Origin of the sequence: Ornithinimicrobium ciconiae (assembly GCF_007197575.1) — a bacterium.
Lineage (GTDB): Bacteria > Actinomycetota > Actinomycetes > Actinomycetales > Dermatophilaceae > Ornithinicoccus > Ornithinicoccus ciconiae.
In genome coordinates this window covers 3,020,014-3,045,331 of record NZ_CP041616.1, presented here as the reverse complement: position 1 = coordinate 3,045,331, position 25,318 = coordinate 3,020,014, and the positions used below count along the sequence as shown (strand labels likewise).

The window sequence follows — 25,318 nt, the reverse complement described above, 5'->3', positions numbered from 1 at the left end:
CTCGGATTTTCGGCGGGCGCCGCCGCAATGATCAGCGCCGCCTGAGGTACTCCACCCAGGCGAAGCCGTCCTGCACGTCGCGGCTGTCCTCCCGCCACAGGATCGGATCGATCGCGGGGAAGGTGACCGGGCCCGCTGGCTCTTGCTCGACGTGCGTGATGATCAGCCGGGTGGCGGCCTCGATGGTCTGCTCATAGACCTGTCCGCCACCGGCGATGAACACCTCGGTGTCGCCGGCCATCAGCAGTGCCTCGGGCAACGAGTGGGCCACCTCGGCGCCCCGCGCGGACCACTCGCGGTCGCGCGTCACGACGATGGTGCGCCGGCCAGGCAGCGCACGGCCGATCGAGTCCCAGGTGCCGCGCCCCATGACCATCACACCGCCCATCGTGGTGCGTTTGAAGAACGCGAGGTCCTCGGGCAGGTGCCACGGCATGGAGGCCCCGTCGCCGATGACGCCGTTGCGGCCGATGGCAGCAATCAGGGTCAGCGTCTGGTCGAAACCCCGGGTCAGCAGGACCGGCCGCGTGCCGGAGTCGGGTGCCGCCTGCCCGCGCAGGTGCTCCAGCACCTGACGCTCGTGGGGGACCGTGTGTTCTGGCAGGTCCGCCAGGGGCCACCACCGCAGGTCCTGAGCCTTGTCCGGCTCGGTGATCGCCGGCTCGCCGGCGACATCGGAGGCGGTGAAGAACAGGTCGATGCGCTGCTCGATCGGCCCACCCAGCACACAGCCCCGCTGCAGGACCACCGCCAGGCTCACCTGGCCCGGTGAGATGGTGAGGCCGAGCTCCTCGGCTGCCTCCCGGCATACGGCCTGGTCGGCGGGCTCGCCCGCCTCGACGTGACCGGCGGCCGCACAGGCCCACCAACCCTCCATGTAGCCGGTGGTGCCCCGCAGCTGCAGCAGCACCTCGGTGCCGTGAGGGCTCTCGCGCGTCAGCACGAGGTAGGCCGCCGGGACGACGGAGAAACGGGGCATCAGGGCGGACCGCTCACACCGCGATGGGAGCCTTGATGGTGGGTGCGGCGACGTAGTCCCGCACCTCAATATCCTCCAGCTCGAACGCGTCGATCGCGCGAACTTCGGGATTGAGCCAGAGCGTCGGCAGCGGCCCGGGCTGGCGGGTCAGCTGCTCGTCGGCCTGCTCCAGGTGGTTGGAGTAGAGATGCGCGTCGCCGAGGGTGTGCACGAACTCCCCGACCTCAAGGTCGGTCACCTGGGCGACCATGTGGGTCAGCAGAGCATAGCTGGCGATGTTGAACGGCACGCCGAGGAAGATGTCGGCGCTGCGCTGGTAGAGCTGGCATGACAGACGGCCCCGGCCGCCCTCGACGCCCGGCGCGACGTAGAACTGGAACATCGTGTGGCACGGGGGCAGCGCCATCTGGTCGACATCGGCGACATTCCACGCGGTGACGATGTGTCGCCGGGAGTCGGGATTGGTGCGGATCGACTCGATGACCCGGGCGATCTGGTCGATCGTGCCGCCGTCGGGGGTGGGCCAGGAGCGCCACTGGTGCCCGTAGACCGGACCCAAGTCGCCGTTCTCGTCGGCCCACTCGTCCCAGATCGAGATCTTGCGCTCGTGCAGCCACTGGACGTTGGTGTCGCCGCGCAGGAACCACAGCAGCTCTCCGGTGATCGAGCGCAGGTGCAGCTTCTTGGTGGTCAGCACCGGGAACCCCTCGGTGAGGTCGAACCGCATCTGGTGTCCGAAGACCGACAGCGTGCCGGTGCCGGTGCGGTCGTCCTTGCGGACGCCCTCGGTGCGGACACGCTCCAACAGGTCGAGGTACTGGCGCATGGCAGAACTGTAGTCGGAGCCGCCGACGGCGAGCGGGTGGAGACCGCACCAGGTGCGCCCCAAGGCGCCAGAGGAGGCTCCGCCACGCACTGTGACGCGGATCACACCTCACTGATATGGTTTATTCAATCAGTCTGGGCGAGAGTAGTCATCGATCGCGCCGCTACCCGGACCCCCCGAGCGGGTGGCGGCGCGATCACCTCAGAGCGCTCAGCTGCGGCACCTCATCGAGGACGCGCACGACAGGCGAGCAGAACACCCTCACCGCGCACCACGTGCCAGGCCGTAACCTTGCCGCATGAGCCACCCGCATCCTGAACTCACTGCCCCCGGTCCGCTCGCGAAGAACGGGGTGCGGGTCGTCGCCCTCGGTGGGCTCGGCGAGGTCGGCCGCAACATGGCGGTGGTGGAGTATGCCGGCAAGCTGCTGATCATCGACTGCGGCGTGCTCTTCCCCGAGGACGAGCACCCGGGCGTGGACCTGATCCTGCCCGACTTCGAGTATCTCGAGGGCCGCTGGGACGACATCGTCGCCATCGTGCTCACCCACGGCCACGAGGACCACATCGGCGCCGTGCCCTACCTGTTGCGCCGCAAGGGTGATATCCCCCTGATCGGCTCCCAGCTCACGCTCGCCCTCATCGAGGCCAAGCTCAAGGAGCACCGGATCAAGCCCTTCACCCTCGGGGTCAAGGAGGGTGACCGCGAGACGTTCGGTCCGTTCGACTGTGAGTTCATCGCGGTCAACCACTCCATCCCCGACGCGCTCGCCGTCTTTGTGCGCACCCCCGGCGGCACGCTGCTGCACACCGGCGACTTCAAGATGGACCAGGTGCCGCTGGACAACCGGATCACCGACCTGCGTGCCTTCGCCCGGGTGGGGGAGGAGGGCGTGGACCTCTTCATGACGGACTCGACCAACGCCGAGATGCCGGGGTTCACGACGGCGGAGCGCAACATCGCCCCGGCGATCGAGCGCGTCTTCCACCGTGGCGAGCGGCGCATCATCGTGGCCTGCTTCTCCTCGCACGTGCACCGCGTCCAGCAGGTGCTGGACGCCGCCGAGGAGTCCGGGCGCAAGGTCGCCATGGTGGGCCGTTCCATGATCCGCAACATGGGCATCGCCGCCGACCTGGGTTATCTGCGGGTGCCGGACGGGGTGCTGGTCGACCTGGGTCGGCTGGCCCAGCTGCCCGACGACCAGCAGGTGCTGATCTGCACCGGGTCGCAGGGCGAGCCGATGGCGGCGCTGTCCCGGATGGCCAACCGGGACCACAAGATCGACGTGGGTGAGGGCGACACCGTCCTGATGGCCTCCTCCCTGATCCCAGGCAACGAGAACGCCGTCTACCGCGTGATCAACGGTCTGACCCGGCTCGGCGCCAAGGTGGTGCACAAGGGCAACGCCATGGTGCACGTGTCCGGTCACGCCAGTGCGGGGGAACTGCTCTACTGCTACAACATCGTGCGCCCCAAGAACGTGATGCCGGTGCACGGCGAGTGGCGTCACTTGGTCGCCAACGGTGACCTGGCGATCGCCACGGGCGTGCCGGCCGAGAACGTGATCCTCGCCGAGGACGGTGTGGTCGTCGACCTGATCGACGGTCAGGCGCGGATCGCCGGTGCGGTCGACGTGGGCTACATCTATGTGGACGGTTCCTCGGTCGGTGGCACGACCGAGGGTCTGCTCAAGGACCGCCGGATCCTGCGCGACGAGGGATTTGTGACGGTCATCCTGGTGCGTGACGCCTCGACCGGCAAGGTCGCCGCCGGCCCGGAGATCCAGACCCGGGGCTTCGCGGAGGACGCCGCCGTCTTCGACAAGGTGCGCCCGCGCCTGGAGGCCGCGCTGGAGGAGGCCCGCCAGAACGGGGTCACCGACACCCACCAACTGCAGCAGGTCATCCGCCGGACCGTGGGGTCCTTCGTCGGGGGCAAGCTGCGTCGTCGTCCGATGATCATCCCCATCGTCATCGACGCCTGAGGCACCCGGGTGGGGCGAGTCACCCCGGGACGTATGCCGGGTGCTCGCCCGGGCGCATCCCCACATCTGGCCTCAGGGCAGGTGGGTGACCCTCACGCCAGGTGCGCGACCGCCAGCGCGGCGAGGGCGACCAGCCAGCTGACGAAGCTGCCGATCAGGAAGTACTCGGTCACCTGGTCGATGGGCGCAGCCGTGCCGTCGCTCGCGGCCTGCTCGCGGCGCTCGGAGTCCCGGCTGGCGCGCTGCAGCTCGGGCCAGCGGATGAGGCCCTTGGCGGCGATCACCACACTCGCCGCGGTCACCTGCCCAGCCAGGCCGAGTCCCAGGATGAACACCCGCTCCATCGGGCCGAGGAGCCGGCCGCCCCGCAGGCGGTCGGCCGCCTGCGGGCCCCCTCGCGGGTCCAGGGCGCCGGTGCGCGCCAGGACCAGCCGCACGACGGCATTGCCGGTGGAGAGCTGGGTGAGGAAGAGGCCCAGCAGCAGGACCGCGCGGGTGGGGTCGATGGCCCCCAGGGCGGTGATGCCCGACCAGTCCAGCCACCTGGCCAGCGGTCCGGCGACGTTGGAGGCCCATCCGCTGAACAGCACGGTGACCCCGACGCCGGCCGCGAGGGCCGCCAGGGCCAGCCCCTGCGCGCTGTCCGAGCGCTCCGCCCGATCCACCAGCACCGCCCACGCTCCGGTCGTGACGCCGACCACACCCAGCAGGGCGACGTCGCCCCACCCGTCCAGGTCGGCGAGCAGAGCCAGCGCCGCGATGGACGTCAGACCGACCAGCGTTCCGGCCAGCCGCCCGATGGTCGGCCGAGATCCGTCGCGGGCAGCCACGAGGTCGGTGAGGCCGACGGCGACGAGCAGGAGGGCGAGTGCGCTCACACGACCGCGCGCAGGGACTGGGCTGCAGCGGTCGCGATCGCCAGACCGTCGTGCTTGCGTCGTTGGTTGACCGCCTGCCGGGTCAGTCCCAGCTCCTCGGCCAGGCGGGCCTGGGTCCGGCCGTGCAGGAGTCCGTCCAGGATGTGTCGGGAGCGCCCGTCCATCAGCCCGATCAGATGGTCCTGGCACAGCAGCGCGGCCGTGATGGCCTCGGACGAGGGGCCGGTCGCCACCTCCTCCGCCGGACGGTATGCCGTGCGCACGCTCTCCCATCCGGCCGTGCTCTGCTGGTGCTCGACCCACTCGATGGCGGCACGGGCCGCCCACCAGGCCGGGCCGTCCTGGGTCCCCTGTGTCTGGTCCAGGACGGTGACCTCACCCCAGCCCACGCCGACCCGGACGTCGATCTCCGGGTCGAGTCGCAGTCGGAGCAGCAGCGCGGCATACAGCGCCTCGCCCACGGTGGCGAAGGTGCCCTGGAACTCGTCACCGGCGGTCACCTGGACGTCGTCGACGGTGTCCAGCTCGGCGCTCACCGCGGCCAGCGCCGAGGTCAGGGTGTCGTGCAGCGCCTGACGATCGTCCGCGGACCGGGAGCCGATAACATCGCCGAGCAGTGTTGCGAGCAGCGGTGCGCCCGCCTGGTCGGTCATGGGCGAAGTCTAGCGAGAGTCACCAAGACAAGCAATATCCTTGATTCTCCAAGCAAGCAACCTCATAGCTTGCTTCCGAATGGGAGCAATCGTTCAGCTGGACCGTTAGGCTGCCCGCGTGCGCAGGTGGGCGGGAGACGTGGGGTGGCTCACCGTCCTGGGGTGGCTCTGGTGCTCCGGCGTCGCGGCCCTGTGCCTCGTGCGCTTCCTCGATCTCACCGGGCCGGTGCCCGCGATCCAGGCGGCGCTCCCGATGGCGCTGCTCAGCCTGCTCGTGCTGCTGGTCCTCAGCCTGGTCGGGCGCGAGCCGGTCCTGGCGGCCGCCACCGGGCTGCTGCTGCTCGTGGGAGCCGTCGGTGCCGCGCCGTGGTTCTGGCCGCACCGGGCGGGGCCGTCAGCCGACAGTGACACGGTGGTGCTCGCCGCGAACCTGGAGTTCGGCCGCGGCAGCATGGCAGAGATCGTCGAGCTCGTGCGGGAGCGCGACGTGGACGCACTGGTCCTGCTGGAGGCGACCCCGGCGACCGCCGAGCGTCTGGCTGACAGCCCCCTCACCCAACTCCTCCCGCATGTCTCCGGCACGGTCCGGGACGACGCCGGCGGCACGTTGGTGCTCACCGCGGACCCGCACGTGGAGCTGGCCGACCCGCCGGACAGCACCTTCACGCAGGTCGCGGTCCGGGTCGAGGGGCCCGCGAGCGGCGGCTGCTCGGGCGAGGAGCAGGGACGGGGCCGGAGCGACGAGCAGGGGTGGGACCGGGGCGAAGCGAGGAGCGGAACCGTCGGTGCGGGCACAGACGTCGATGCGACCGTGGGACAGGGCTGGACCCTGGTCGCGGTCCATCCGGCGCCACCGCTGGTCACGACGTCCAGCACCTGGCGAGCCGACCTGAAGGCACTCGAGGCCTGGGTGGCGGCCAATGACGACGACTGTCTGGTCCTGGCCGGGGACTTCAACGCCTCCCAGGCGCACCCGGCCTTCCGCGCCCTGGCTGCAACCCTGACCCACGCGCACCGGGAGACCGGGGCAGGATGGGTGCGCACCTGGCCGATGGGATCGCGCCTGCCCCCGTTTGTTCAGCTGGACCACGTGTTGGCGCGCGGTTTTGGCGTGGAGGAGGCCGGGGTCGCCGACGTCCCCGGGAGTGATCACCGAGCCGTGTGGGCGCGGTTGCGCTGACCCGGCGACTGCCGCATCGTCGACGTGGCAGCGACGGATCCTCGGTGTGCCAGAGGGGGCGAAGGCGCCCGCGGAGTCCAGTGCGCCGCGTCCGAATCCCGAGGATCAGGCGTGTGACGCGTGATACGCACGTGAAAGTCAAGTACCGTGCGAGGGTGGCGAATAGTGCGACGACCCGACGCTCCTCCGGTGGCAAGGCGACCGGAGCCGGTGCGCAGTCGTCGACGCGTCCGCGCACCACGACCGCCCGTGCCACCGGGGGCGGCGCCCGCTCAGGCTCGACCAAGGGCCCGGCCAAGGGCTCTGGACGCGCCGGGAGCACGGGACGCACCGCGAGCTCGAGCCGGGGCGGCAGCGCCGGCCGCCGCACGTCGCGAGCCAGCCGGGGCACGAGCGCAGCTAAGCCGCAACGCACACACCCACCGTTGCCCTGGCGGATGGCACGAGGGACCTGGATGGGGATGGCGACAATGACCGGAGGAGCAGTTCGCAGCATGAGTGCCAGCACCGAGGACCCCGAGGGCGGTCACCGTCGCGACGGCCTGGGCTTCCTGCTCCTGGCGCTCGCCGTCGTGGTGGCGATCCGCGAGTGGTGGAACCTCGAGGGTCCCGTGGGCGGAGCCATCCACGCCGTCGTGGCGGGCACCTTCGGACGCGTCGGCCTGGCCCTGCCCATCGTGCTCTTCCTGTTTGCGATCCGCCTGCTGCGCTCCCCAGCGAGCACGGCAGCCAACAACCGGATGGCCGTCGGCACGATCGCGCTCACCCTCGCGGCGACCGGCCTGACGCACGTCGCTCTCGGTTCGCCGGACTACGGCGAGGGGCAGGCTGCCCTGCAGGACGCCGGCGGTGTCGTCGGCTTCATCGTCGCCAGCCCGATCACCGCCGCGCTGACGCACTACGGCACCATCGCGCTGCTCAGCCTCCTGGCCTTCTTTGGTGTCCTGGTCCTCACCGCGACGCCGGTGCACCGCATCCCGCAGCGGCTGAAGGCGTTTGAGGCGGCGCTGTTCGAGACCCACCACGAGGCTGATGAGGCCCCGGCCCCCGACCGTCCGGCACGCCGCAGGCGCGGCGAGGTGCCCGGAGACCGCGACGGGGACGAGGCCTTCGAGCAGGCTGCCGAGGTGCAACCGGGCTCGGCCAAGTCCCTGCGCGCCCGTGCCTATGCCCGCAAGCAGCGCGATGCGGCAGCGGCGGAGGCGGGCGAGACGACCACGGAGGTCGGCGACACCCCGCGCGCTCGCGCCAAGGGAGGCGCCCAGTCCGACACCCCAGCACCCCAGGGGGCAGCAGCGCAGCCCGGCAGCGGCGATGCCGACACCACCGCGCCGATCCTGCGCCCGGGGCAGAAGCGACCCGGCCCCAGGGAACAGCTGGAGGCCCCGCCGACGACCCCGCTGCCGCAGCGCGTGGAGCAGCTCATGCTCGCCGGCGACGTGACCTACACCCTCCCGGACAACTCCCTGCTCGTCGAGGGCGCGCCGCACAAGTCCCGCTCGGCCGCCAACGACAAGGTGGTCGACGCCCTCACCGGGGTGCTCGACGACTTCGGCGTCGACGCCCAGGTGACCGGCTTCATGCGCGGCCCGACGGTCACCCGCTACGAGGTCGAGCTCGGCCCGGGTGTGAAGGTCGAGCGCATCACCGCGCTGTCCAAGAACATCGCCTATGCCGTCGCCTCCGCCGACGTGCGCATCCTCTCTCCGATCCCCGGCAAGTCCGCCGTTGGTGTCGAGATCCCCAACACCGACCGCGAGAACGTCAGCCTCGGTGACGTGCTGCGCTCCAACGCAGCCCGCAACAACACCCACCCGATGGTGATGGGCGTCGGCAAGGACGTCGAGGGCGGCTATGTCATCGCCAACCTCGCCAAGATGCCGCACCTGCTGGTCGCCGGCGCCACCGGCTCCGGCAAGTCCAGCTTCATCAACTCGATGATCACCTCGGTCCTGATGCGCTCCACCCCCGACGAGGTCCGCATGGTCCTGGTCGACCCCAAGCGGGTCGAACTCACGGCCTACGAGGGCATCCCGCACCTGATCACCCCGATCATCACCAACCCCAAGAAGGCCGCCGAGGCGCTGGCCTGGGTGGTCAAGGAGATGGACACCCGTTACGACGACCTGTCGGCCTTCGGGTTCAAGCACCTCGACGACTTCAACAAGGCCATCCGGGCCGGCAAGATCACCCCGCCCCCCGGCTCGCAGCGGGTGCTGCAGCCCTACCCCTACCTGCTGGTCGTGGTCGACGAGCTGGCCGACCTGATGATGGTCGCTCCGCGGGACGTGGAGGAGTCGGTCGTCCGCATCACCCAGCTCGCCCGAGCGGCAGGCATCCACCTGGTCCTGGCCACGCAGCGTCCGTCCGTGGACGTCGTCACCGGACTGATCAAGGCCAACGTGCCCTCCCGCATGGCGTTCGCGACCTCCTCGGTCACCGACAGCCGGGTGGTCCTGGACATGCCGGGAGCGGAGAAGCTGATCGGCCAGGGTGACGCGCTGTTCCTGCCGATGGGTGCCTCCAAGGCGATGCGCGTCCAGGGAGCCTGGGTTGCGGAGTCCGAGATCGAGGGTGTCGTCAAGCACGTTACCGGCCAGCTCAAGCCGATCTATCGCGAGGACGTCACGGTCGCGCCCGTCAAGAAGCAGGTGGACGAGGACATCGGCGACGACCTCGACCTGCTGCTGCAGGCTGCCGAGCAGGTCATCACGACCCAGTTCGGGTCAACCTCGATGCTGCAGCGCAAGCTGCGGGTCGGCTTTGCCAAGGCTGGTCGGCTGATGGACCTGATGGAGTCGCGCGGCATCGTCGGGCCGTCCGAGGGCAGCAAGGCCCGCGACGTGCTCGTCAAGCCCGACGACCTGGAGGTCACGCTCGCGCTGCTGCAGGGCAAGGAGCCGCCGGCCGAGGAGCCTGCGGCACAGGGCGGTCCGGACTATCTGGACGACGATGACGTGGCCGACGCCGGTGACCACCACGATGGCGGCGGTGGGCAGCGCACGTATGCCGATCCGCTCGCCGGGTCGGACGAGCAGTATGACGCGGCCGAGGAAGACTCCGAGGATGCCTGGGCGCTGACCGGGCGCGAGTAGAGTCACCAGCCGTGTTCACCTATGCAGGAGCCGCGGGCGCGACCTGGTGGCAACGTTGGTTCACGGCCCTGCGGGACCATCCCTCCGGGGTGCTGCTGGTCGTCCAGCTGCTCGGGGTGCTGATCTTCCCGTTCACCGACCAGGATGGTCTCGGACGGACCTTGCTGTCGGCCTTCGGGCTGGTGGTGCTCGGCATCGCGGTCCTCGCGGTCAACAAGACCCCCTCGACGCGGATGGTCGCCTGGACCCTCGGCGCCCCCGTGCTGGTGCTGACCGTCCTGGAGGCGGTCTTCCCCACCCATGACACGGTCATGCTGATCAGCTACATCTTCCATGCGATCTTCTACTTCTACACGGCCGTCTCGCTGCTGCGCTACATGTTCTCCGACGCGTGGGTCAGCCGCGACGAGCTGTTCGCGACCGGCGCGTGCTTCACGGTGCTGGCGTGGGCCTTCGCCTACACCCACGGCGTGGTGCAGATGATCTGGCCCGGCTCCTACGTCCACGCCGGGCACGGCGGCCCGCTGAACTGGATGGACCTGCTCTTCCTGTCATTCACGACGCTGACCAACACCGGCCTGTCCGACGTCACGCCAGCCGCCGACGCAGGGCACGCTCGCTCGATCCTGATGCTGCAGATGCTGGCTGGCCTCAACTACATCGCGCTGGTGGTGGCCCGGCTGCTCGGCCTGACCCTGCTCAAGGCCCGGCGCTGAGCGCGTCCCCGGCCTCGCCGAGCCGACCCGTGACGCGCCTGGCCCCAGGGCTCCTGCTGGCAGGGGGCCTTGGTCTGCTCGCCCACCTGCTCGGCGCCCAGGTGCCGGTCGTGGGCGGCCCGGTCTTCGGCATACTCCTGGGTCTGCTGGCGGGAGCGTTGCTGGGCTCGCGACCTGCGCTCACGCCCGGGACGGCCTTCGCGGCCAAGAAGGTGCTCCAGGCTGCCGTCGTGCTGCTGGGGCTGCGCCTCTCCCTCGGTGAGGTTGCCCGGATCGGCTTCGAGACGTTGCCGGTGATGCTCGGCACCCTCGCCCTGGCACTGGTCGCCGGTCCGGTGATCGGTCGGTGGCTGAGGGTTCCGGGCCAGATCCGCACGCTGGTGACCGTGGGCACCGGCATCTGCGGAGCCTCCGCGATCGCGACGATCAGTGCCGTGACCGGGGCCGGTGGTGTGGCGGTGGCCGTGTCCATCGCCGTGATCTTCACCTACAACGCCCTGGCCGTGGTGCTCTTCCCGGTGCTCGGCCACTGGCTGGGCCTGTCCCAGGAGGGCTTTGGGTTATGGGCCGGCACGGCGATCAACGACACGTCCTCCGTCGTGGCCGCAGCCACGATCTACGGGGCTGTCGCGGCCTCGGCGGCGGTGGTGGTCAAGCTGACCCGGACCCTGATGATCATCCCGATCGCGGTGGGGCACTCGCTGGCCCGGGCCCGACGGGAGGGGGCCGGGGAGGCGGGGATGCCGTGGCGGGCGCTCATCCCCCCGTTCCTCGTCCTGTTTCTGGTCGCCACCGCGATCAACTCCGCCGGGCTCGTGCCTCAGGGCTGGAGCGAGCCGGTGGGGGAGGTGGCCGCCTACCTGACCACGGTGGCGCTGACGGCGATCGGCCTGGGCACCCCGGTGGCGGCGGTGCGGGAGGCAGGGTGGCGCCCGCTGGCCCTCGGCGGCATCCTCTGGGCCGTGGTCGCGATCAGCGCCCTCCTGCTGATCCGGTTGACCGGTCACTGGTGATCGGCCGCCGCTGGGCCCGCGACCAGCCGCAGCGCGTCACCGGGGGCCCCGTGCTCGCCTAAGGTGGACCCCATGAGTTCTCCCGTGATCGACCCTGCTGCCCCTGGGCGGACCGTGGCGCTGGTGACCCTCGGCTGCTCCCGCAACGAGGTCGACTCCGAGGAGCTCGCCGGGCGGTTGACCGCCGGCGGGTGGACGCTGGTGGAGGACGCTGCCGAGGCGGACGTCGCGGTCGTGAACACCTGCGGTTTCGTAGAGCAGGCCAAGAAGGACTCGATCGACGCGCTGCTGGAGGCCAGTGACCTCAAGGAGACCGGCCGGACGCAGGCCGTCGTCGCCGTCGGCTGCCTCGCCGAGCGGTATGGCGAGCAGCTGGCCGAGCAACTGCCCGAGGCCGATGCGGTGCTCGGCTTCGACTCCTACCAGGACATGTCCAGCCAGCTCCAGGCGATCCTGGACGGGCACAAGCCCGCCTCGCACACGCCGCGCGACCGCCGCACCCTGCTGCCGATCTCCCCGGCCGCCCGTCAGGACGGGGCCGGCGCGGTGGCGCTGCCAGGGCACCAGCAGATCCAGCCGGCTGACTTCGTCACCACCAACAGTCAGGGCACGGATGAGGTCGGCACGGCCTCCGGTCCACCCGTGATCCGGGCCCGCCTAGACGGACGGCCCTGGGCACCGCTGAAGATCGCCTCCGGCTGTGACCGGCGGTGTGCGTTCTGTGCCATCCCGATGTTCCGCGGCTCCTTCGTCTCCCGCCGCCCGCACGAGATCCTGCAGGAGGCCCGCTGGCTGGCCGAGCGCGGGGTGCGTGAGGTCTTCCTGGTCAGCGAGAACACCACGTCCTACGGCAAGGACCTGGGCGACCTGCGTCTGCTGGAGCAGATGCTGCCGGAGCTCGCGGCGATCGAGGGGATCGACCGGGTGCGGGTCTCCTATCTCCAGCCCGCGGAGATCCGGCCCGAGCTGCTCGATGTGATGGCGCAGACCACCGGTGTGACGCCATACTTCGACATCTCCTTCCAGCACGCCTCCGGCCCGTTGCTGCGCAGGATGCGGCGCTTCGGCGACCGGCAGTCCTTCCTGTCCCTGCTGCGGATGGTGCGTGAGCGGGTCCCGCAGGCGGGCATCCGCTCCAACGTGATCGTCGGCTTCCCCGGGGAGACCGAGGAGGACGTGGCCGAGCTGACCGCCTTCCTGGAGGAGGCTGAGCTCGATGTCGTCGGAGTCTTCGGCTACAGCGACGAGGACGGCACCGAGGCCGAGACCTATGCCGACAAGCTGCCCCAGGAGGTCATCGACGCGCGGCTGGCCCTGGTCACCGAGCTGGTCGAGCACCTGACGGCCCAGCGTGCCGCAGACCGGGTGGGGGAGACCATCAGCGTCCTCGTCGAGGAGATCGAGGACGAGGACGGGGAGCTGGTCGTTGTCGGCCGCGCCGAGCAGCAGGGACCGGACGTGGACGGCTCGACCGTCCTGACGGACTGGCCGACCGGCCGCGTTCCTCGTGTCGGTCAGATCGTCGCGGCCCAGGTCGTGGACACTGAGGGTGTGGATCTGATCGCCCGGGTGCTCGAGACGCACGACGCGGCTGTGTCCGCTCCTGCGGCCGAGCAGGACCGCCTCGAGGTAGGCGTGGGGCAGGTCCGGACGTCGTGACCACCCCCCCGGATCCGGCTGCGGTGCCTGTGGCGCCCAGGGCCAGCGCGTGGAACCTGCCCAACGCGCTCACCGTGCTGCGGATCTGCATGGTCCCGCTGTTCCTGTGGCTCCTGCTGTCGGAGTCGGGGGAGTCCGAGGGGCACCGGTGGTGGGCGGCGGTGGTGTTCCTGGTCGCCAGCCTCACCGACTGGCTCGACGGGGACCTGGCACGCCGACGCGGGCTGGTCACCAACTTCGGCAAGATCGCCGACCCGATCGCCGACAAGGCCCTCATGGGGTCGGCCCTGATCGGTCTGTCGCTCCTGAGCGAGCTGCCCTGGTGGATCACCGTGGTGATCCTGGTGCGCGAGCTGGGCATCACGGCCCTGCGCTTCTGGGTCATCCGCAGCGCTGTCATCGCGGCGAGCAAGGGCGGCAAGCTCAAGACCCTGCTGCAGGCCATCGGCCTGCTCCTCCTCATCACACCGCTCACCGGGGCCCTCAGCACGCTGGGGCTGTGGATCATGTATGCCGCCGTGGTCGTGACCGTCGTGACCGGCGTCGACTATGTCGTGCAGGCGCTCCGGTTGCGCAGGAACGCCGCAGGGCGCTGAGATGGTGCTGTGACAGCCACCGAGTCCACTCCCTCCGGTCAGCGACGACCTGACCCCACCGAGCTGGACGCCCCCGACCCCGGCCGGGTGGATCCCGTGGCCGGGCGGGTGATCGCCGACCTCGGCAGGAGCGGCCACACGATCGCCACCGCCGAGTCGCTCACCGGGGGGCGGGTCTGCGCGCTGCTGACCACGGTGCCCGGTTCGAGCTCCGTCGTCCTCGGCGGCGTCGTCAGTTACTCCTGCGAGCTCAAGGTCAGCGTCCTGGGAGTCTCCGCGGCGGTCCTGGCCGAGCAGGGTGCCGTGTCCGCGGACACGGCACTGCAGATGGCTCAGGGGGTTTGCCGGGTCACTGGTGCCAGCGTCGGTGTCGCCACCACCGGGGTGGCCGGCCCCGACCCCAGTGAGGGCAAACCGGTCGGCACCGTCTTCGTCGCGGTGGCGGTCGGGGAATCGTGGGGCAGGGTGCGAGCGTTAACCCTGCACGGCTCGCGGGAGCAGATTCGGGCGCAGAGCGTCGACAGCGCCCTGGATCTGGTGCTTGAGGCGCTGGCGGAGTCCGGCGACACGGGCTAGCGGGACAATCCGGGAGGGCTCCTGTCGGCCCGACGTTGTACGGTTGAGACATCCAAGGACGGGATGAGGGAGGTTCGGCAATGATTCTCTTGCGACGCGAGTTGGGCGACGTGCTCCGTGAGGAGCGTCAGCACCAGGGCCGGACCCTGCGCGAGGTGTCGGCCTCTGCCTCCGTCTCGTTGGGTTATCTCAGCGAGGTCGAGCGCGGCGAGAAGGAAGCCTCCAGCGAGCTCCTGGCCTCAATCTGCAAGGCTCTCGACCTGCCGCTGTCCCGGATGCTGACCGACGTGGCCGACAAGATGAGCCTGGCCGAGGCCGCGGACCAGCAACTGACCAGCGTGCTCACCGACGGTCTGGCCAAGCCGATCCACCACGACGCAGTCATGTCCAAGCGTCGGCTGATCAGTTCCGCCGCCTGAGCTTCACCCTCTCCACCGAATTATGCGACTGCACCACATGCAGGTCTCCATGCCCCCGGGCGGGGAGGAGCAGGCCCGGGCGTTCTACGCGCGCGCCCTGGGGATGGTCGAGGTGGAGAAGCCACCTGAGCTCGCTCGTCGGGGTGGCTGCTGGTTCCGGTCCTATCGCGGTGACCAGGTCACCGCCGAGATCCACGTGAGCGTCGAGGAGCCGTTCGTGCCGGCCCGCAAGGCCCACCCAGCGCTTGAGCTGGACAGCATCTCCGAGTTGGAGAGCCTGGGGCAGCGGGTCGCCGCGGCCGGCTTTGACGTCTCCTGGGACGAGCGGCATACCTTCGACGGCTATGAGCGGTTCCACTGTCGAGACGGGTTCGGCAACCGCGTGGAGATCCTCACCGCTGCGAACTGAGCGGCGGAGTCGGCGGTGAAGTCCGCGGCAGCGTCAGCGGGGGGAAGTCAGCGGCGGGGCGGACAACCTGGCTACTGCTGACAGGTGGGGCAAAAACTGACTACTCTCTCCTGGGGCTGCCGGCCGATTGGCCGCTCTTCGATTGGGGTGCCGCAGCGCCGGCACGACCGACCCCGCCGACCAAAGACCCGATAGGTGCCCGGCAACCACCCGTCCGCCGGGCGCTGCCGCAGAGGATCAGCAGGGGGAGCGTGCCCCACGCGACAGGAACGCACCATCCACAGGCGGGCGGTGTCGACCACCCGGCCAAGCACCTCCGGGTCCAGCTCGCCGACCGGGGTCCATGGGCTGACCTGGTGCTCGTGCAGGGGCTCGCTGGCATAGATCGTCCCGATCCCTGCCAGGTTGCGCTGGTCCAGGAGCGCCTCAGCGACCGCACGGGTCGGCTCCGCGCGCAGGTTGCTCAGCGCTAACTCCCGGTCGAAGGCGCGGTCGAGCACGTCAGGGCCGAGGTGACCCACCAGCCGTCCCTCGTGCCGGGTCTCGATCAGGTCCAGCATGCCCAGACTGTCACCGACGGCGAGATGCGCCGCGGTCCAGAGGACCGCGCGCACCGTGTGCCGACGGGTGGCCGGGTGTTGCGGGGTGGCCCTGTGCTGTGGGGAGTCCGGGGAACCGGCGGCGGTGGCAGCGGCCAGCACGCGCCACGACCCGTCCATCCGCAGGTGGCTGTGCAGTGTCACACCGCCCTCGAGTCGGTGCAGCAGGTGCTTGCCGCGTGGGATGACCTCGATGGTCGTGCGGCCGGACAGGTCTCGCGTGGCGAGAGCCGGCACGCGCAGGTCAGATCCCAGCAGCACCGCACCAGCGAGGGCGGCGTGCAGGCGGCGGGCTGTGCGCCAGACCGCATCGCCCTCAGGCATGGCACCTGCTCCGCGGGGTGCGCCGGCTCATCGGCGCAGCCGCAGTCCCTGCGGGGCCGTGTGGAAACCAGCCTGCTGCAGCGCGCTCCCGAGCGGGTGCGTCGAGCTGAGGGCACTGACCCCGTCGATCTTGCCCACCGTCAGGGCAGCCAGGTGGCCACTGCGGACCCGGGCGGCGAGGGCGGCAGCCACGGCCGTGACGACCTCGCCGTCATCGGTGTAGGTCAGGGCCGTCCGGCCACCCCGCTCGAGATAGAGCACCAGCTCACCGTCCACCGTCACTACCAGGGCGCCGGCCTTGCGGCCCGGGCGGTGACCGGTGGTGGCCTCCGGGCCGGGAGCCTCTGGCGCCACGCGGTCGGGCCAGGGCACGGCGGCGCCGAACGGGCTGGCCGGGTCGGTCGCGGCCAGCACCAGCGCCGCCCCATCGCCCGTGCCCAGTGCCCGCAACCGGTCGACAGCACCGGTGGAGCCAAACTGCGAGGCCCCCAGGTGCTCGACGAAATAGCCACGGCGGACCCGCCCCGCCTCCTCTGCGGTCGCCAGCACCCGATAGACACCGGCGAAACCGCCGGGCACGGACTCGGCGACCACGCTGCCCCGGGTCAACACGCCATAACGGTCCAGCAATTGCTCGGCGGTCGCCACCGCCCGGGCGGTCGCGTCGGTCTCGACGACCGGCAGCGCGGACCAGCGGCCCACTCCCGTGGGCGGGCCAGACCGCGTCGGAGCCGTAGGACGGCTGGCGCGGGGAGTCAGCGCAGTGCCCCGGGACCAGCGGGTGGAACGCGTTCCGGACTGACGACTGCGGTGCGCGCCGCGACCACCCGAGACCAGTGCGCGGACCGGGGCCAGGGTGTCCCCGGTGACCCGACCCGCCCAGACCTCGGCCCACAACTCCGCGAGCAGGGCGGCATCGTCGGTGCGTCGCAGGGTGTCCGCCAGGGCGCGGAAGAAGAACGCACCTCCCTGCTCCAGCAGCTCCAGGAGCTCGTGGGGTGGGGTCTCCCCGGGGCCGCCATCCGGTGCCGGATCTCCCTCCGGCGGGGCCATCGTGAGGTGAGCCGTGTCGGCCAGGTGCAGCGAGATCCACCCGTCGTCGCCGGGGAGGGGTCCGTGTCCCTGCCAGAGCACCTCGCCGGAGGTCATCAGTTCGTCCAGCATTGCCGGGGAGTAGTCAGCCACCCGGGCCGGCAGCACCAACGACTCCAGACCGCTGGCCGGCAGTCGCGCTCCCGCCAGCTGCTCGACCGCACGGTGCACCCCGTGGCTGCCGCGCAGCGCACCGACCGACTGCCAGACCGGCAGGAACCTGGCGAAAACCTCCTGCGTGACCGGCTCGACCTCCTGACGCAGCGCAGCCAACGACCTGCGCCGCAGCAGGCGCAGCACGTCGGCGTCGCACAGGTCGGGCGCAGTCTCCCGCGGGTCCGGCGACCCGGTCAGCGGAGCCAGAGCGCCCTGCACCAGGCGTCCGTCGACGACCAGCCGCCGGACGACGTCGGAGAGCACGGCCTGACCGAGCCCCAGTCGCTCGGCCAGGGCCGCGAGACGGTAGGGCGTGTGCGTGCGCGACCAACGCACCACCAGGTCGGCGAGAGGATCCGGGACGGGCTCGAGGAAGGTTGCTGGAAGACCCGGCGGCACAGCCACACCCAGGGCGTCGCGCAGCCGGGCGGCGTCCTGGGCGTCGGCCCAACGGTCCTCGCCCGCGATGCGGACCGCGATGACCTGACGCAGCCCCGCCAGTGCGTCCAGCCACGAGAGCACGGTGTCCCGCAGGTCCGGTGTCGTGCGTTCCTGGATCTCCTCGAGCGACTGGGGCCCGAGGGTGCGCAGCAGGTCGAGCACGTCCTCGCCGTCGCGGGCGTGCCGCTCAGGGACCAGCCGTTGCAACTCTGCCTCGGTGCGCGCCACGACCTCCGGGTCCAGCAGGTCGCGCAGCGCAGCGCCCTCCCCGCGGCCGAGCAGCTCTGCCAGCAGCGTCGGATCCAGCGACAGCGCCGCCGCGCGCCGCTCGGCCAGTGGGGAGTCGCCCTCATAGAGGAACTGCGCGACATAGCCCATCAGCAGCGAGCGGGCAAAGGGTGAGGCGGTGCGCGTCTCGACGGTCACCAGGCGCACCCGACGAGCCGCGACGTCACGCATCAGCTGAGCCAGGGCCTCCACGTCATAGACGTCCTGGACGCACTCGCGGACCGCCTCCAGCACGATCGGAAAGCTCGGGAACTGGGCGGCGACCTGGAGCAGCTGCGCCGAGCGTTGCCGCTGCTGCCACAGGGGCTGACGCCGGTCCGGGCGACGGCGAGGCAGCAGCAGGGCCCGCGCCGCGCACTCGCGGAACCTGGCGGCGAACAGCGCCGAGCCACCGATCTCGGTTGTGACCAGGTCGTGCACCTCGTCGGCGTCCATGACGAGCACCTCGGCCAGGTCCCGGTCGAGCTGCTCGACGTCCGCCAGCTCGGGCAGCCGCAGCACGATCCCGTCGTCCGCGGCCATGGCCTGCACGTCGGCGCCATAACGCTCCCGCATCCGTGCCCCGATGCACAGCGCCCAGGGAGCATGCAGCGGCGTGCCGAACGGACTGTGGATCACGACCCGCCAGTCGCCGATCTCGTCACGGAAGCGCTCGACGACCACGGTCCGGTCATCGGGGACCTGACCGGTCGCCTCGGCCTGCCCGGTGACGTAGTCGAGCAGGTTGGTCACGGCATACTCGTCGAGCCCGAGCTCGGCCAGTCGCGGCCGGGCGCGGTCGGGGGAGGCGGCCACCTCGCGGACGAACGCGCCGACTGCGGCCCCGAGCTCGGCGGGGCGACCGAGGGCGTCGCCCTTCCAGAACGGCAGCTTGCCCAGCTGGCCGGGCGCGGGAGTGACCAGGACCCGGTCGTGGGTGATGTCCTCGATCCGCCACGACGTGGTGCCCAGGGTGAAGACGTCGCCGACCCGGGACTCGTAGACCATCTCCTCGTCCAGCTCGCCCACCCGCCGGCCGGGGCCGTCGCCCGTGGCGAGCATCACGGCATACAACCCCCGGTCGGGGATGGTGCCGCCGCTCATCACGGCCAGGTGCTGGGCGCCGCGTCGCGGGCTGAGCGTGTTGCCGATCCGGTCCCAGACGATCCGGGGCCGCAGATCGGCGAAGTCCTCGCTGGGATAGCGCCCTGCCAGCATGTCGAGGGTCGCCTCGAACAGGCCCCGCGGCAGCGCGGCGAACGGAGCGCTGCGCCGGACCAGGTCGAACAGTGCGTCGACCTCCCAGTCGTCCATGGCGACCATGGCCACCACCTGCTGAGCGAGCACATCCAACGGGTTGGCCGGCACCCGCTGGGCCTCGATCAGCCCCTGGCGCATCCGGTCCACGACCACCGCCGTCTGCAGCAGGTCGCCGCGGTGCTTGGGGAAGAGAACCCCGTGTGAGACGGCCCCGACCTGGTGGCCCGCGCGTCCCACCCGCTGCAGCCCGCTGGCCACGCTCGGGGGGCTCTCCACCTGCACGACCAGGTCGACCGCTCCCATGTCGATGCCCAGCTCGAGCGAGCTGGTCGCCACCACCGCCGGGAGACGGCCCGTTTTGAGAGAGTCCTCGATGTCGGCGCGCTGCTCGCGACTGACCGATCCGTGGTGGGCCCGGGCCAGGACCGGTGGTGCGCCTGAACTGGCCCCGGCCTGCGCCATGACCTGGGCCGGCGGGCGGCGTGATGTGTCGCCTTCCCGCTGCGGTATGCCGTCAGACGCCTGCTCCTGCTCCTCCCAGATCTCGTTGAGCCGGCTGGTGAGACGCTCGGCGAGGCGGCGGGAGTTGGCGAACACCAGGGTCGAGGTCTGCTGGGCGACCAGGTCGACGATCCGCGCCTCGATGTGCGGCCACACGGAGGCACGTTCGGTCGGGTCCTGCGCAGGCATCGACCAGTCGAGGTCCTCCAGGTCCGGGAGATCGTCGAAGTGGTCGGGCCCCTCGCCCTGACCTGCGTCGTCCGGTGGTGGATCGTGGGGTGAGAAGTCGTCGTCTGGTGGGTCGTGCGGTGAGAAGTCGTCGTCCGGTGGTGCGTCCTGGGGCGGAGGCTCCTCGCCCGTCGGGGGTGCGGCGGCTGCTGCCCCGGGATCGGTCATATCGGGCACCGGGACAACGACCCGCAGGTCCCAACGCTTGGTCGACGTGGGGGAGACGGTGGTCACCGGGCGACCGCCGGTGAGGAAGCGGGCGACCTCCTCGCTGGGACGCACGGTTGCTGACAGCCCGATGCGCTGCGCCGGCTCGGGCAGCAGCGCGTCGAGCCGGTCCAGGCTGAGCGCCAGATGCGCTCCGCGCTTGGTGCCGAAGACCGCGTGCACCTCGTCGATAATCACCGTCTCGACCCCCGCGAGGGCCTCCCGGGCTGCCGAGGTGAGCAACAGGAAGAGGGACTCGGGTGTGGTGATCAGCACGTCCGCACCGGAGCGGGCAAACCTGCGACGGTCGGCTGCGGGCGTGTCACCCGAGCGCACCGCCACGCTCACCTGTGGTGCGGGCTGCCCGAGCCGGGTGGCGGCGTGGCCGATCCCGACGAGCGGGGACTGCAGGTTGCGCTCGACGTCGACGGCCAGCGCCTTCAGCGGAGAGACATAGAGCACCCGACAGCGCGGCACGTCGGCCGGGCGCGGGTGAGTCGCGATCCGGTCCAGGGCCCACAGGAAGGCCGAAAGAGTCTTGCCCGACCCGGTCGGGGCAACGACCAGCGTGTGCTCACCACGGCGAATGGCCTCCCAGGCGCCCTGCTGGGCCTGGGTCGGCTCGGCGAAGGACGCGCGGAACCAGGCCCGGGTGGCGGGCGAGAAGTGGTCCAGCACGGACGGCGACGGCTCAGGCATCGCTGGTCACTCTGCCACGCGCCACCGACAGCGGGCGGACGGCTGGGGAGCCCCCGCCGGGGTCGGCCGGGGGACCGACGCCTCGGTCAGTTGTGGTTGTCGTTGCGCTGAGGAACCAGGCGTGGGCGGGTCGCCGTGACGATCTCGTTGCCGTAGGCCCCCGTCACCGGCGGGGGAACGGGGCGCTCCATGTCACGCACCACGTGGTGCATGGTCAGATGAGGCGGCTGCCAAATCTTTGCCTTGATCAGCAACTTCTGCCACCACGCAAAGTCCTGCTCTGGTCGCACCGTGTCCTCCATCTCGCGAGCGGCCTTGGGTCAGCCACCAGTCAGTGACCATCGTCTCACGGCATCCTCTCACCCGCTGAGGGGCGGGCTCACTGGTGTTGGTGTCGGCGCCACGACATATCGTGCGTCTATGAGGTCACCGAGGAGCAGTGCCAGCTGATGCGAGTGAGCGAGTTCTGGCGTGCCGTGGAGGACGAGTTCGGCGGTCCCTACGGGCGCTTCCAGGCGACCAGTCAGGTGCTCAGCGCCCTCGGCGAGCGCACCCCGGCCGAGGCGATCGAGGCCGGGTTCACCGTGAAGCAGGTGTGGATCGAGTTCTGTCGGCACATGGACGTGCCCGAGGAGCGGTGGCTGCCACAGGACGTCAGGCCCCGACGTCGGTCCTGACCTGGTGATCTCGGTCAGTGACCCAGCAGGCCGCGCTCGAGCACGGCCTCGGCGAGCTGCACCGTGTTGAGGGCCGCGCCCTTGCGGAGGTTGTCGTTGCTCACGAAGAACACCAGACCGCGGCCCTGCGGCACCGACTGATCGGTGCGGATCCGTCCGACGAAGGAGGGGTCGGCTCCCGCGGCCTCCAGCGGAGTGGGCACGTCACTGAGGGCGACGCCCGGTGCCCCGGCGAGCACCTCGCGAGCCTCGTCCGGCGAGATCGCCCGGCCGAACTCGGCATGGATAGACAGGGAGTGACCGGAAAACACCGGCACCCGCACGCAGGTGCCCGCGACGGGCAGGTCGGGGATGCCCAGGATCTTGCGCGACTCATTGCGCAACTTCTGCTCCTCATTGGTCTCACCGGACCCGTCATCCACCAGGTCGCCCGCGATCGGCACGACATTGAAGGCGATCGGTGCGACATACGTCGAGGGTGCTGGCAGCGTGATCGCGCGACCGTCGGTGGCCAGGGCCTCGAGCTCCTGGCTCGCGCCCGCGCGCACCTGGCCGGCCAGCTCGGCCACGCCGGCCACGCCACTGCCGGAGACGGCCTGGTAGGTGGTGGCGATCAGCCGCTGCAGCCCGGCCACATCATGCAGCGCCTTCAGCACCGGCATGGCCGCCATCGTCGTGCAGTTGGGGTTTGCCACGATGCGCGGAGCGCCCGGTGCCACAGCGGAGTCCAGCGCCTCGGGGTTGACCTCGCTGACGACCAGCGGGACCGCGTCGTCCATCCGCCACGCGGAGGAGTTGTCGATGACCAGGGCCCCTGCCTCGGCGAAGCGCGGAGCGTGCTGCTTCGAGGCGCTGCCTCCGGCGGAGAACAGGGCGATGTCGATGCCAGACAGGTCGGCGGTGGCGACGTCCTCGACGACGATCTGCCGGGTGTCGGCAGGGGCCCCGGCCCACCAACCGTCCCAGGGCAGCTCACTGCCGGCGGAGCGCGCCGAGGCGAAATAGCGCACGCTGGCGACCGGGAAGCCCCGCTCGGCGAGCAGGCGACGCAGCACCGCACCCACCTGACCGGTCGCCCCGACCAGGGCGAGGTTCACGCCTGACTGAGCGTTCGACATACTGCTCACCGTCCTGTTCCGCCGTAGACCACGGCTGTTGAGTCGGCGTCGAGACGGAAGGCGCTGTGCACGGCGCGCACCGCCTCCTCCACGACGTCCTGATCGGTGATCACCGAGATGCGGATCTCGGAGGTGGAGATCATCTCGATGTTGATGCCCGCCTCCGCCAGCGCGACAAACATCCGTTGTGCCACAGCGGGGTTGGAGCGCAATCCGGCGCCGATCAGGGACAGCTTGCCGACATGGCTGGTGTAGAGCACGTCCTCGACGCCGAGCTCCTGCTGCAGGTCACGCACGGCTGCCACGGCTACCGCCCCGTCGACCTCGGGCAGGGTGAAGGAGATGTCGGACAGGCCCTGCGGGGAGGTGGAGACGTTCTGCACGATCATGTCGATGCTCACGCCAGCGGTCGAGACCGCACCGATCACCTTCGCGGCCGCCCCCGGACGGTCGGGAACCCCGACGACGGTGATCTTGGCCAGGGAGGTGTCGTGGGCGATGCCGGAGATCAGGGGGTCTTCCATGGTGTCCTCGGTCGTGATGGTGTTGGTCGTGATGGTGTCGGGGGTATGACGGGCGGTCCCGTCCTTGTGCAGACCGCCGGTGAGCGGACGGTCGACCAGGATCCAGGTGCCCTCCTGGTCGGAGAAGCTCGAGCGCACGTGTAGCGGGACGCTGAAGCGGCGGGCGTACTCCACCGCCCGCAGGTGCAGGATTTTGGCGCCGTGCGCGGCCATCTCGAGGGTTTCCTCGATGGTGATCCGGGTGACCCGGCTGGCCGTGGGCACGATGCGCGGGTCCGCGGTGTAGAGGCCGTCGACGTCGGTGTAGATCTCACACACGTCCGCGTTGAGCGCTGCGGCGAGGGCGACCGCGGTGGTGTCCGATCCGCCCCGCCCGAGGGTGGTGATGTCGTCGTCATCGGAGACGCCCTGGAAGCCGGCCACGATGGCGACCTCTCCCCGGGCCAGGGACTCGGCGACCCGGGACGGGGTGACGTCGAGCAGCCGCGCGCGACCGTGAGAGCTGTCCGTGCGCATGCCGGCCTGCTGGCCGGTGAAGGAGCGGGCCGCGGTGCCGAGGTCCTGGATCGCCATCGCCAGCAGGGCCATCGAGATCCGCTCACCGGCAGTGAGCAGCATGTCGAGCTCACGCTCGGGTGGTCCGTTGGGGCTGACCTGGGTGGCCAGGTCGAGCAGGTCGTCGGTCGTGTCGCCCATCGCGGACACGACGACAGCGACGTCGTCGCCGGACTGGTGGGCGGCGACGACACGCTGGGCGACGCGACGGATCGCGTCGACGTCGGAGACCGAGGAGCCTCCGAACTTCTGAACGAGAAGAGCCATGGGTGCTTCCGAGCGCAGGGAGTATGACGAGGGGCTGACGCCGTCGTCAGTGCTGGTCAGTCTACGACTGCTCGCCCTCGTCGAGCCGATCCGGTCGGCAGGGTCGGTGCGCACCACCCCAGCCAACCCGGGGTGCGCCGCGCGGAGGGGGGGCGACGTCGTAGGTTAGGGGCGTGGCTAACGAAGAGCGCATCGCGATGTTCCTGGACTACGAAAACCTCGCGCTCGGCGCGCGGGACCACCTGGGTGGGGAGTTCGAGCTCAAGCCGATCACCGACGCCCTCGCCGAGCGGGGGCGGGTCGTGGTGCGCCGGGCGTATGCCGACTGGTCCTACTTTGACGAGGACCGCCGGATGCTCACCCGGGCCCAGGTCGAGCTCATCGAGATGACCCAACGGATGGGTGCCTCCCGCAAGAATGCCGCCGACATCAAGATGGCCGTGGACGCGATCGAGATGGCCTTCTCCAAGGACTACATCTCCACCTTCGTCATCTGCACCGGGGACAGCGACTTCACCCCGCTGGTGCTCAAGCTGCGCGAGCTCGACAAGAAGGTCATCGGTTTCGGGGTGCGGGACTCGACCTCCAAGATGTTGCCGCCGGCCTGTGATGAGTTCCTCTACTACGACAACCTCGAAGGGGTGGAGCCGCTGCCGGCCAAGGAGGTGGCGGCAGCCAGGGCACGCTCTGGTGGGAGCAGCTCAGCCGGTGACAAGAAGTCCGGCCGTGGCAAGAAGAACGACAAGACCTCGGGGTCGGACCCGGTCGCAGCGCCAGCCGCCGAGCCAGCCGCCGGAGAGGATGTCGAGGAGGTCACCGCGGAGGAGACCACGCAGCCCGACCTGGCCGTCCTGGTCGCCCAGACCCTCAGCGGACTGCAGAGCAGCCAGGGAGGCGAGATCACCGCGTCGGTGCTCAAGCGGACCCTGGTGCGCAAGGACCCGACATTCAGCGAGGCGGACTACGGCTTCCGCGCGTTCGGGGAGTTGCTGCGCCACCTGGCCGACCGCAATGTCATCGAGCTGTCCCAGGGGCCCGCCAAGGGAGACCCCGAGATCCTGCTGCCGGAGACCGGTGACAAGGACGAGGCCTTCGCGCTGCTGCGCTCGGTGGTGGAGGAGTTGTCCAAGGGGCAGGAGAGCGTGCCGCTGTCCGGACTGAAGGACCAGCTGCGTCGCAAGGAGCCCGGCTTCTCGGAGAAGAAGCTGGGCTACCGCTCCTTCCTGCAGTTCAGCCGGGCAGCTGCCACAGAGGGGGTCATCGCCCTCGACTGGAGCGATGTTGACAAGGACTACCTGCTGGAGTCGGTAGCTTCCTGAGCCTCTCGCCACGTCGTGGGCGTGTCGCCGGGAGTCGCACACACTTTCGATTACTGTGGTCCACAGGTGCCTGCGGGACACCTCTTCCGTCCACAGGTTTG

21 protein-coding genes are annotated in these 25,318 nt (G+C 70.5%); 12 read left to right on the top strand and 9 right to left on the bottom strand.

What is annotated here, in order from left to right; all coding sequences use genetic code 11:
• Positions 1 to 31: 31 nt before the first annotated feature.
• Positions 32 to 979 (bottom strand): dihydrofolate reductase, encoded by a 948-nt coding sequence (locus tag FNH13_RS13980; RefSeq protein ID WP_143783988.1) that lies wholly within the window; start codon positions 977 to 979, stop codon positions 32 to 34.
• A 13-nt stretch (positions 980 to 992) separates the two neighbouring features.
• A complete protein-coding gene (locus tag FNH13_RS13975; RefSeq protein WP_143783987.1) occupies positions 993 to 1,805 on the bottom strand; it encodes a thymidylate synthase in 813 nt (270 codons plus the stop codon).
• A 298-nt stretch (positions 1,806 to 2,103) separates the two neighbouring features.
• Here FNH13_RS13975 and FNH13_RS13970 point away from each other — a divergent pair, with 298 nt between their 5' ends.
• Positions 2,104 to 3,789 (top strand): ribonuclease J, encoded by a 1,686-nt coding sequence (locus tag FNH13_RS13970; RefSeq protein ID WP_143783986.1) that lies wholly within the window; start codon positions 2,104 to 2,106, stop codon positions 3,787 to 3,789.
• A 92-nt stretch (positions 3,790 to 3,881) separates the two neighbouring features.
• Here the strand turns inward: FNH13_RS13970 and FNH13_RS13965 are convergent, their stop codons facing one another.
• Positions 3,882 to 4,667 carry a hypothetical protein gene (locus FNH13_RS13965; protein WP_143783985.1) on the bottom strand — a complete coding sequence of 262 codons (786 nt, stop codon included), beginning with the start codon at positions 4,665 to 4,667 and terminating at the stop codon, positions 3,882 to 3,884.
• Positions 4,664 to 5,320 carry a SatD family protein gene (locus tag FNH13_RS13960; protein ID WP_143783984.1) on the bottom strand — a complete coding sequence of 219 codons (657 nt, stop codon included), beginning with the start codon at positions 5,318 to 5,320 and terminating at the stop codon, positions 4,664 to 4,666. Before FNH13_RS13960 ends, FNH13_RS13965 begins: the two co-directional genes overlap by 4 nt.
• A 118-nt stretch (positions 5,321 to 5,438) precedes the next feature.
• Here FNH13_RS13960 and FNH13_RS13955 point away from each other — a divergent pair, with 118 nt between their 5' ends.
• From FNH13_RS13955 to FNH13_RS13915, 9 genes are all read left to right on the top strand, one after another.
• Positions 5,439 to 6,500, top strand: coding sequence for an endonuclease/exonuclease/phosphatase family protein (locus FNH13_RS13955; RefSeq protein ID WP_143783983.1), 1,062 nt, complete (start codon positions 5,439 to 5,441; stop codon positions 6,498 to 6,500).
• Positions 6,501 to 6,994: 494 nt separating this feature from the next.
• Entirely contained in the window at positions 6,995 to 9,595 is a 2,601-nt protein-coding gene (locus FNH13_RS13950) for an FtsK/SpoIIIE family DNA translocase (protein ID WP_228266411.1), read from the top strand.
• 11 nt (positions 9,596 to 9,606) lie between these two features.
• A complete protein-coding gene (locus FNH13_RS13945; RefSeq protein ID WP_143783981.1) occupies positions 9,607 to 10,311 on the top strand; it encodes an ion channel in 705 nt (234 codons plus the stop codon).
• Between the two features lie 29 nt (positions 10,312 to 10,340).
• A complete protein-coding gene (locus FNH13_RS13940) occupies positions 10,341 to 11,324 on the top strand; it encodes a YeiH family protein (protein WP_202878786.1) in 984 nt (327 codons plus the stop codon).
• A gap of 72 nt (positions 11,325 to 11,396) precedes the next feature.
• Positions 11,397 to 12,983: a 30S ribosomal protein S12 methylthiotransferase RimO gene (gene rimO, locus FNH13_RS13935; RefSeq protein WP_143783980.1), complete on the top strand. Its 1,587-nt coding sequence runs from the start codon at positions 11,397 to 11,399 to the stop codon at positions 12,981 to 12,983.
• Entirely contained in the window at positions 12,980 to 13,579 is a 600-nt protein-coding gene (gene pgsA, locus FNH13_RS13930) for a CDP-diacylglycerol--glycerol-3-phosphate 3-phosphatidyltransferase (protein ID WP_143783979.1), read from the top strand. The genes rimO and pgsA overlap by 4 nt, the downstream gene beginning before the upstream one ends.
• 9 nt (positions 13,580 to 13,588) lie before the next feature.
• Positions 13,589 to 14,155 carry a CinA family protein gene (locus FNH13_RS13925; protein ID WP_321169197.1) on the top strand — a complete coding sequence of 189 codons (567 nt, stop codon included), beginning with the start codon at positions 13,589 to 13,591 and terminating at the stop codon, positions 14,153 to 14,155.
• An 80-nt stretch (positions 14,156 to 14,235) separates the two neighbouring features.
• Complete coding sequence (locus FNH13_RS13920; protein WP_143783978.1) at positions 14,236 to 14,574, top strand: helix-turn-helix domain-containing protein; 339 nt, start codon at positions 14,236 to 14,238, stop codon at positions 14,572 to 14,574.
• Between the two features lie 22 nt (positions 14,575 to 14,596).
• Positions 14,597 to 14,983: a VOC family protein gene (locus tag FNH13_RS13915; protein WP_143783977.1), complete on the top strand. Its 387-nt coding sequence runs from the start codon at positions 14,597 to 14,599 to the stop codon at positions 14,981 to 14,983.
• A 71-nt stretch (positions 14,984 to 15,054) separates the two neighbouring features.
• On the opposite strand, the gene FNH13_RS13910 is transcribed toward FNH13_RS13915, so the two are convergent.
• From FNH13_RS13910 to FNH13_RS13900, 3 genes are all read right to left on the bottom strand, one after another.
• Positions 15,055 to 15,906 (bottom strand): DNA-formamidopyrimidine glycosylase family protein, encoded by an 852-nt coding sequence (locus tag FNH13_RS13910; RefSeq protein WP_143783976.1) that lies wholly within the window; start codon positions 15,904 to 15,906, stop codon positions 15,055 to 15,057.
• Positions 15,907 to 15,933: 27 nt separating this feature from the next.
• Positions 15,934 to 20,757 carry an Lhr family ATP-dependent helicase gene (locus tag FNH13_RS13905; RefSeq protein WP_143783975.1) on the bottom strand — a complete coding sequence of 1,608 codons (4,824 nt, stop codon included), beginning with the start codon at positions 20,755 to 20,757 and terminating at the stop codon, positions 15,934 to 15,936.
• Positions 20,758 to 20,843: 86 nt separating this feature from the next.
• On the bottom strand, positions 20,844 to 21,047 hold the full coding sequence (locus tag FNH13_RS13900) for a hypothetical protein (RefSeq protein ID WP_143783974.1): 204 nt from the start codon (positions 21,045 to 21,047) through the stop codon (positions 20,844 to 20,846).
• Positions 21,048 to 21,212: 165 nt separating this feature from the next.
• Between FNH13_RS13900 and FNH13_RS13895 the strand changes: the two genes are divergently transcribed.
• Positions 21,213 to 21,434, top strand: a complete 222-nt coding sequence (locus tag FNH13_RS13895; protein ID WP_407669900.1) for a DUF3046 domain-containing protein — start codon at positions 21,213 to 21,215, stop codon at positions 21,432 to 21,434.
• 14 nt (positions 21,435 to 21,448) lie between these two features.
• Here FNH13_RS13895 and FNH13_RS13890 read toward each other — a convergent pair whose 3' ends face one another.
• Together FNH13_RS13890 and FNH13_RS13885 are read right to left on the bottom strand one after the other, a co-directional pair.
• On the bottom strand, positions 21,449 to 22,552 hold the full coding sequence (locus tag FNH13_RS13890) for an aspartate-semialdehyde dehydrogenase (RefSeq protein ID WP_143783972.1): 1,104 nt from the start codon (positions 22,550 to 22,552) through the stop codon (positions 21,449 to 21,451).
• A gap of 5 nt (positions 22,553 to 22,557) precedes the next feature.
• A complete protein-coding gene (locus FNH13_RS13885; protein WP_143783971.1) occupies positions 22,558 to 23,898 on the bottom strand; it encodes an aspartate kinase in 1,341 nt (446 codons plus the stop codon).
• A gap of 173 nt (positions 23,899 to 24,071) precedes the next feature.
• On the opposite strand from FNH13_RS13885, the gene FNH13_RS13880 reads away from it, so the two are divergent.
• The gene (locus FNH13_RS13880; RefSeq protein ID WP_143783970.1) at positions 24,072 to 25,217 is read left to right on the top strand and encodes a PIN domain-containing protein; all 1,146 of its coding nucleotides are present in this window, start codon (positions 24,072 to 24,074) and stop codon (positions 25,215 to 25,217) included.
• The last annotated feature ends 101 nt before the right edge of the window (positions 25,218 to 25,318 follow it).

Coding starts and splice junctions, on each gene's coding strand:
- FNH13_RS13920 (WP_143783978.1), top strand. CDS start 14,236: ATGATTCTCTTGCGACGCGAGTTGGGCGACGTGCTCCGTGAGGAGCGT.
- FNH13_RS13975 (WP_143783987.1), bottom strand. CDS start 1,805: ATGCGCCAGTACCTCGACCTGTTGGAGCGTGTCCGCACCGAGGGCGTC.
- rimO (WP_143783980.1), top strand. CDS start 11,397: ATGAGTTCTCCCGTGATCGACCCTGCTGCCCCTGGGCGGACCGTGGCG.
- FNH13_RS13960 (WP_143783984.1), bottom strand. CDS start 5,320: ATGACCGACCAGGCGGGCGCACCGCTGCTCGCAACACTGCTCGGCGAT.
- FNH13_RS13910 (WP_143783976.1), bottom strand. CDS start 15,906: ATGCCTGAGGGCGATGCGGTCTGGCGCACAGCCCGCCGCCTGCACGCC.
- FNH13_RS13950 (WP_228266411.1), top strand. CDS start 6,995: ATGAGTGCCAGCACCGAGGACCCCGAGGGCGGTCACCGTCGCGACGGC.
- FNH13_RS13970 (WP_143783986.1), top strand. CDS start 2,104: ATGAGCCACCCGCATCCTGAACTCACTGCCCCCGGTCCGCTCGCGAAG.
- FNH13_RS13890 (WP_143783972.1), bottom strand. CDS start 22,552: ATGTCGAACGCTCAGTCAGGCGTGAACCTCGCCCTGGTCGGGGCGACC.
- FNH13_RS13905 (WP_143783975.1), bottom strand. CDS start 20,757: ATGCCTGAGCCGTCGCCGTCCGTGCTGGACCACTTCTCGCCCGCCACC.
- FNH13_RS13915 (WP_143783977.1), top strand. CDS start 14,597: ATGCGACTGCACCACATGCAGGTCTCCATGCCCCCGGGCGGGGAGGAG.
- FNH13_RS13980 (WP_143783988.1), bottom strand. CDS start 979: ATGCCCCGTTTCTCCGTCGTCCCGGCGGCCTACCTCGTGCTGACGCGC.
- FNH13_RS13885 (WP_143783971.1), bottom strand. CDS start 23,898: ATGGCTCTTCTCGTTCAGAAGTTCGGAGGCTCCTCGGTCTCCGACGTC.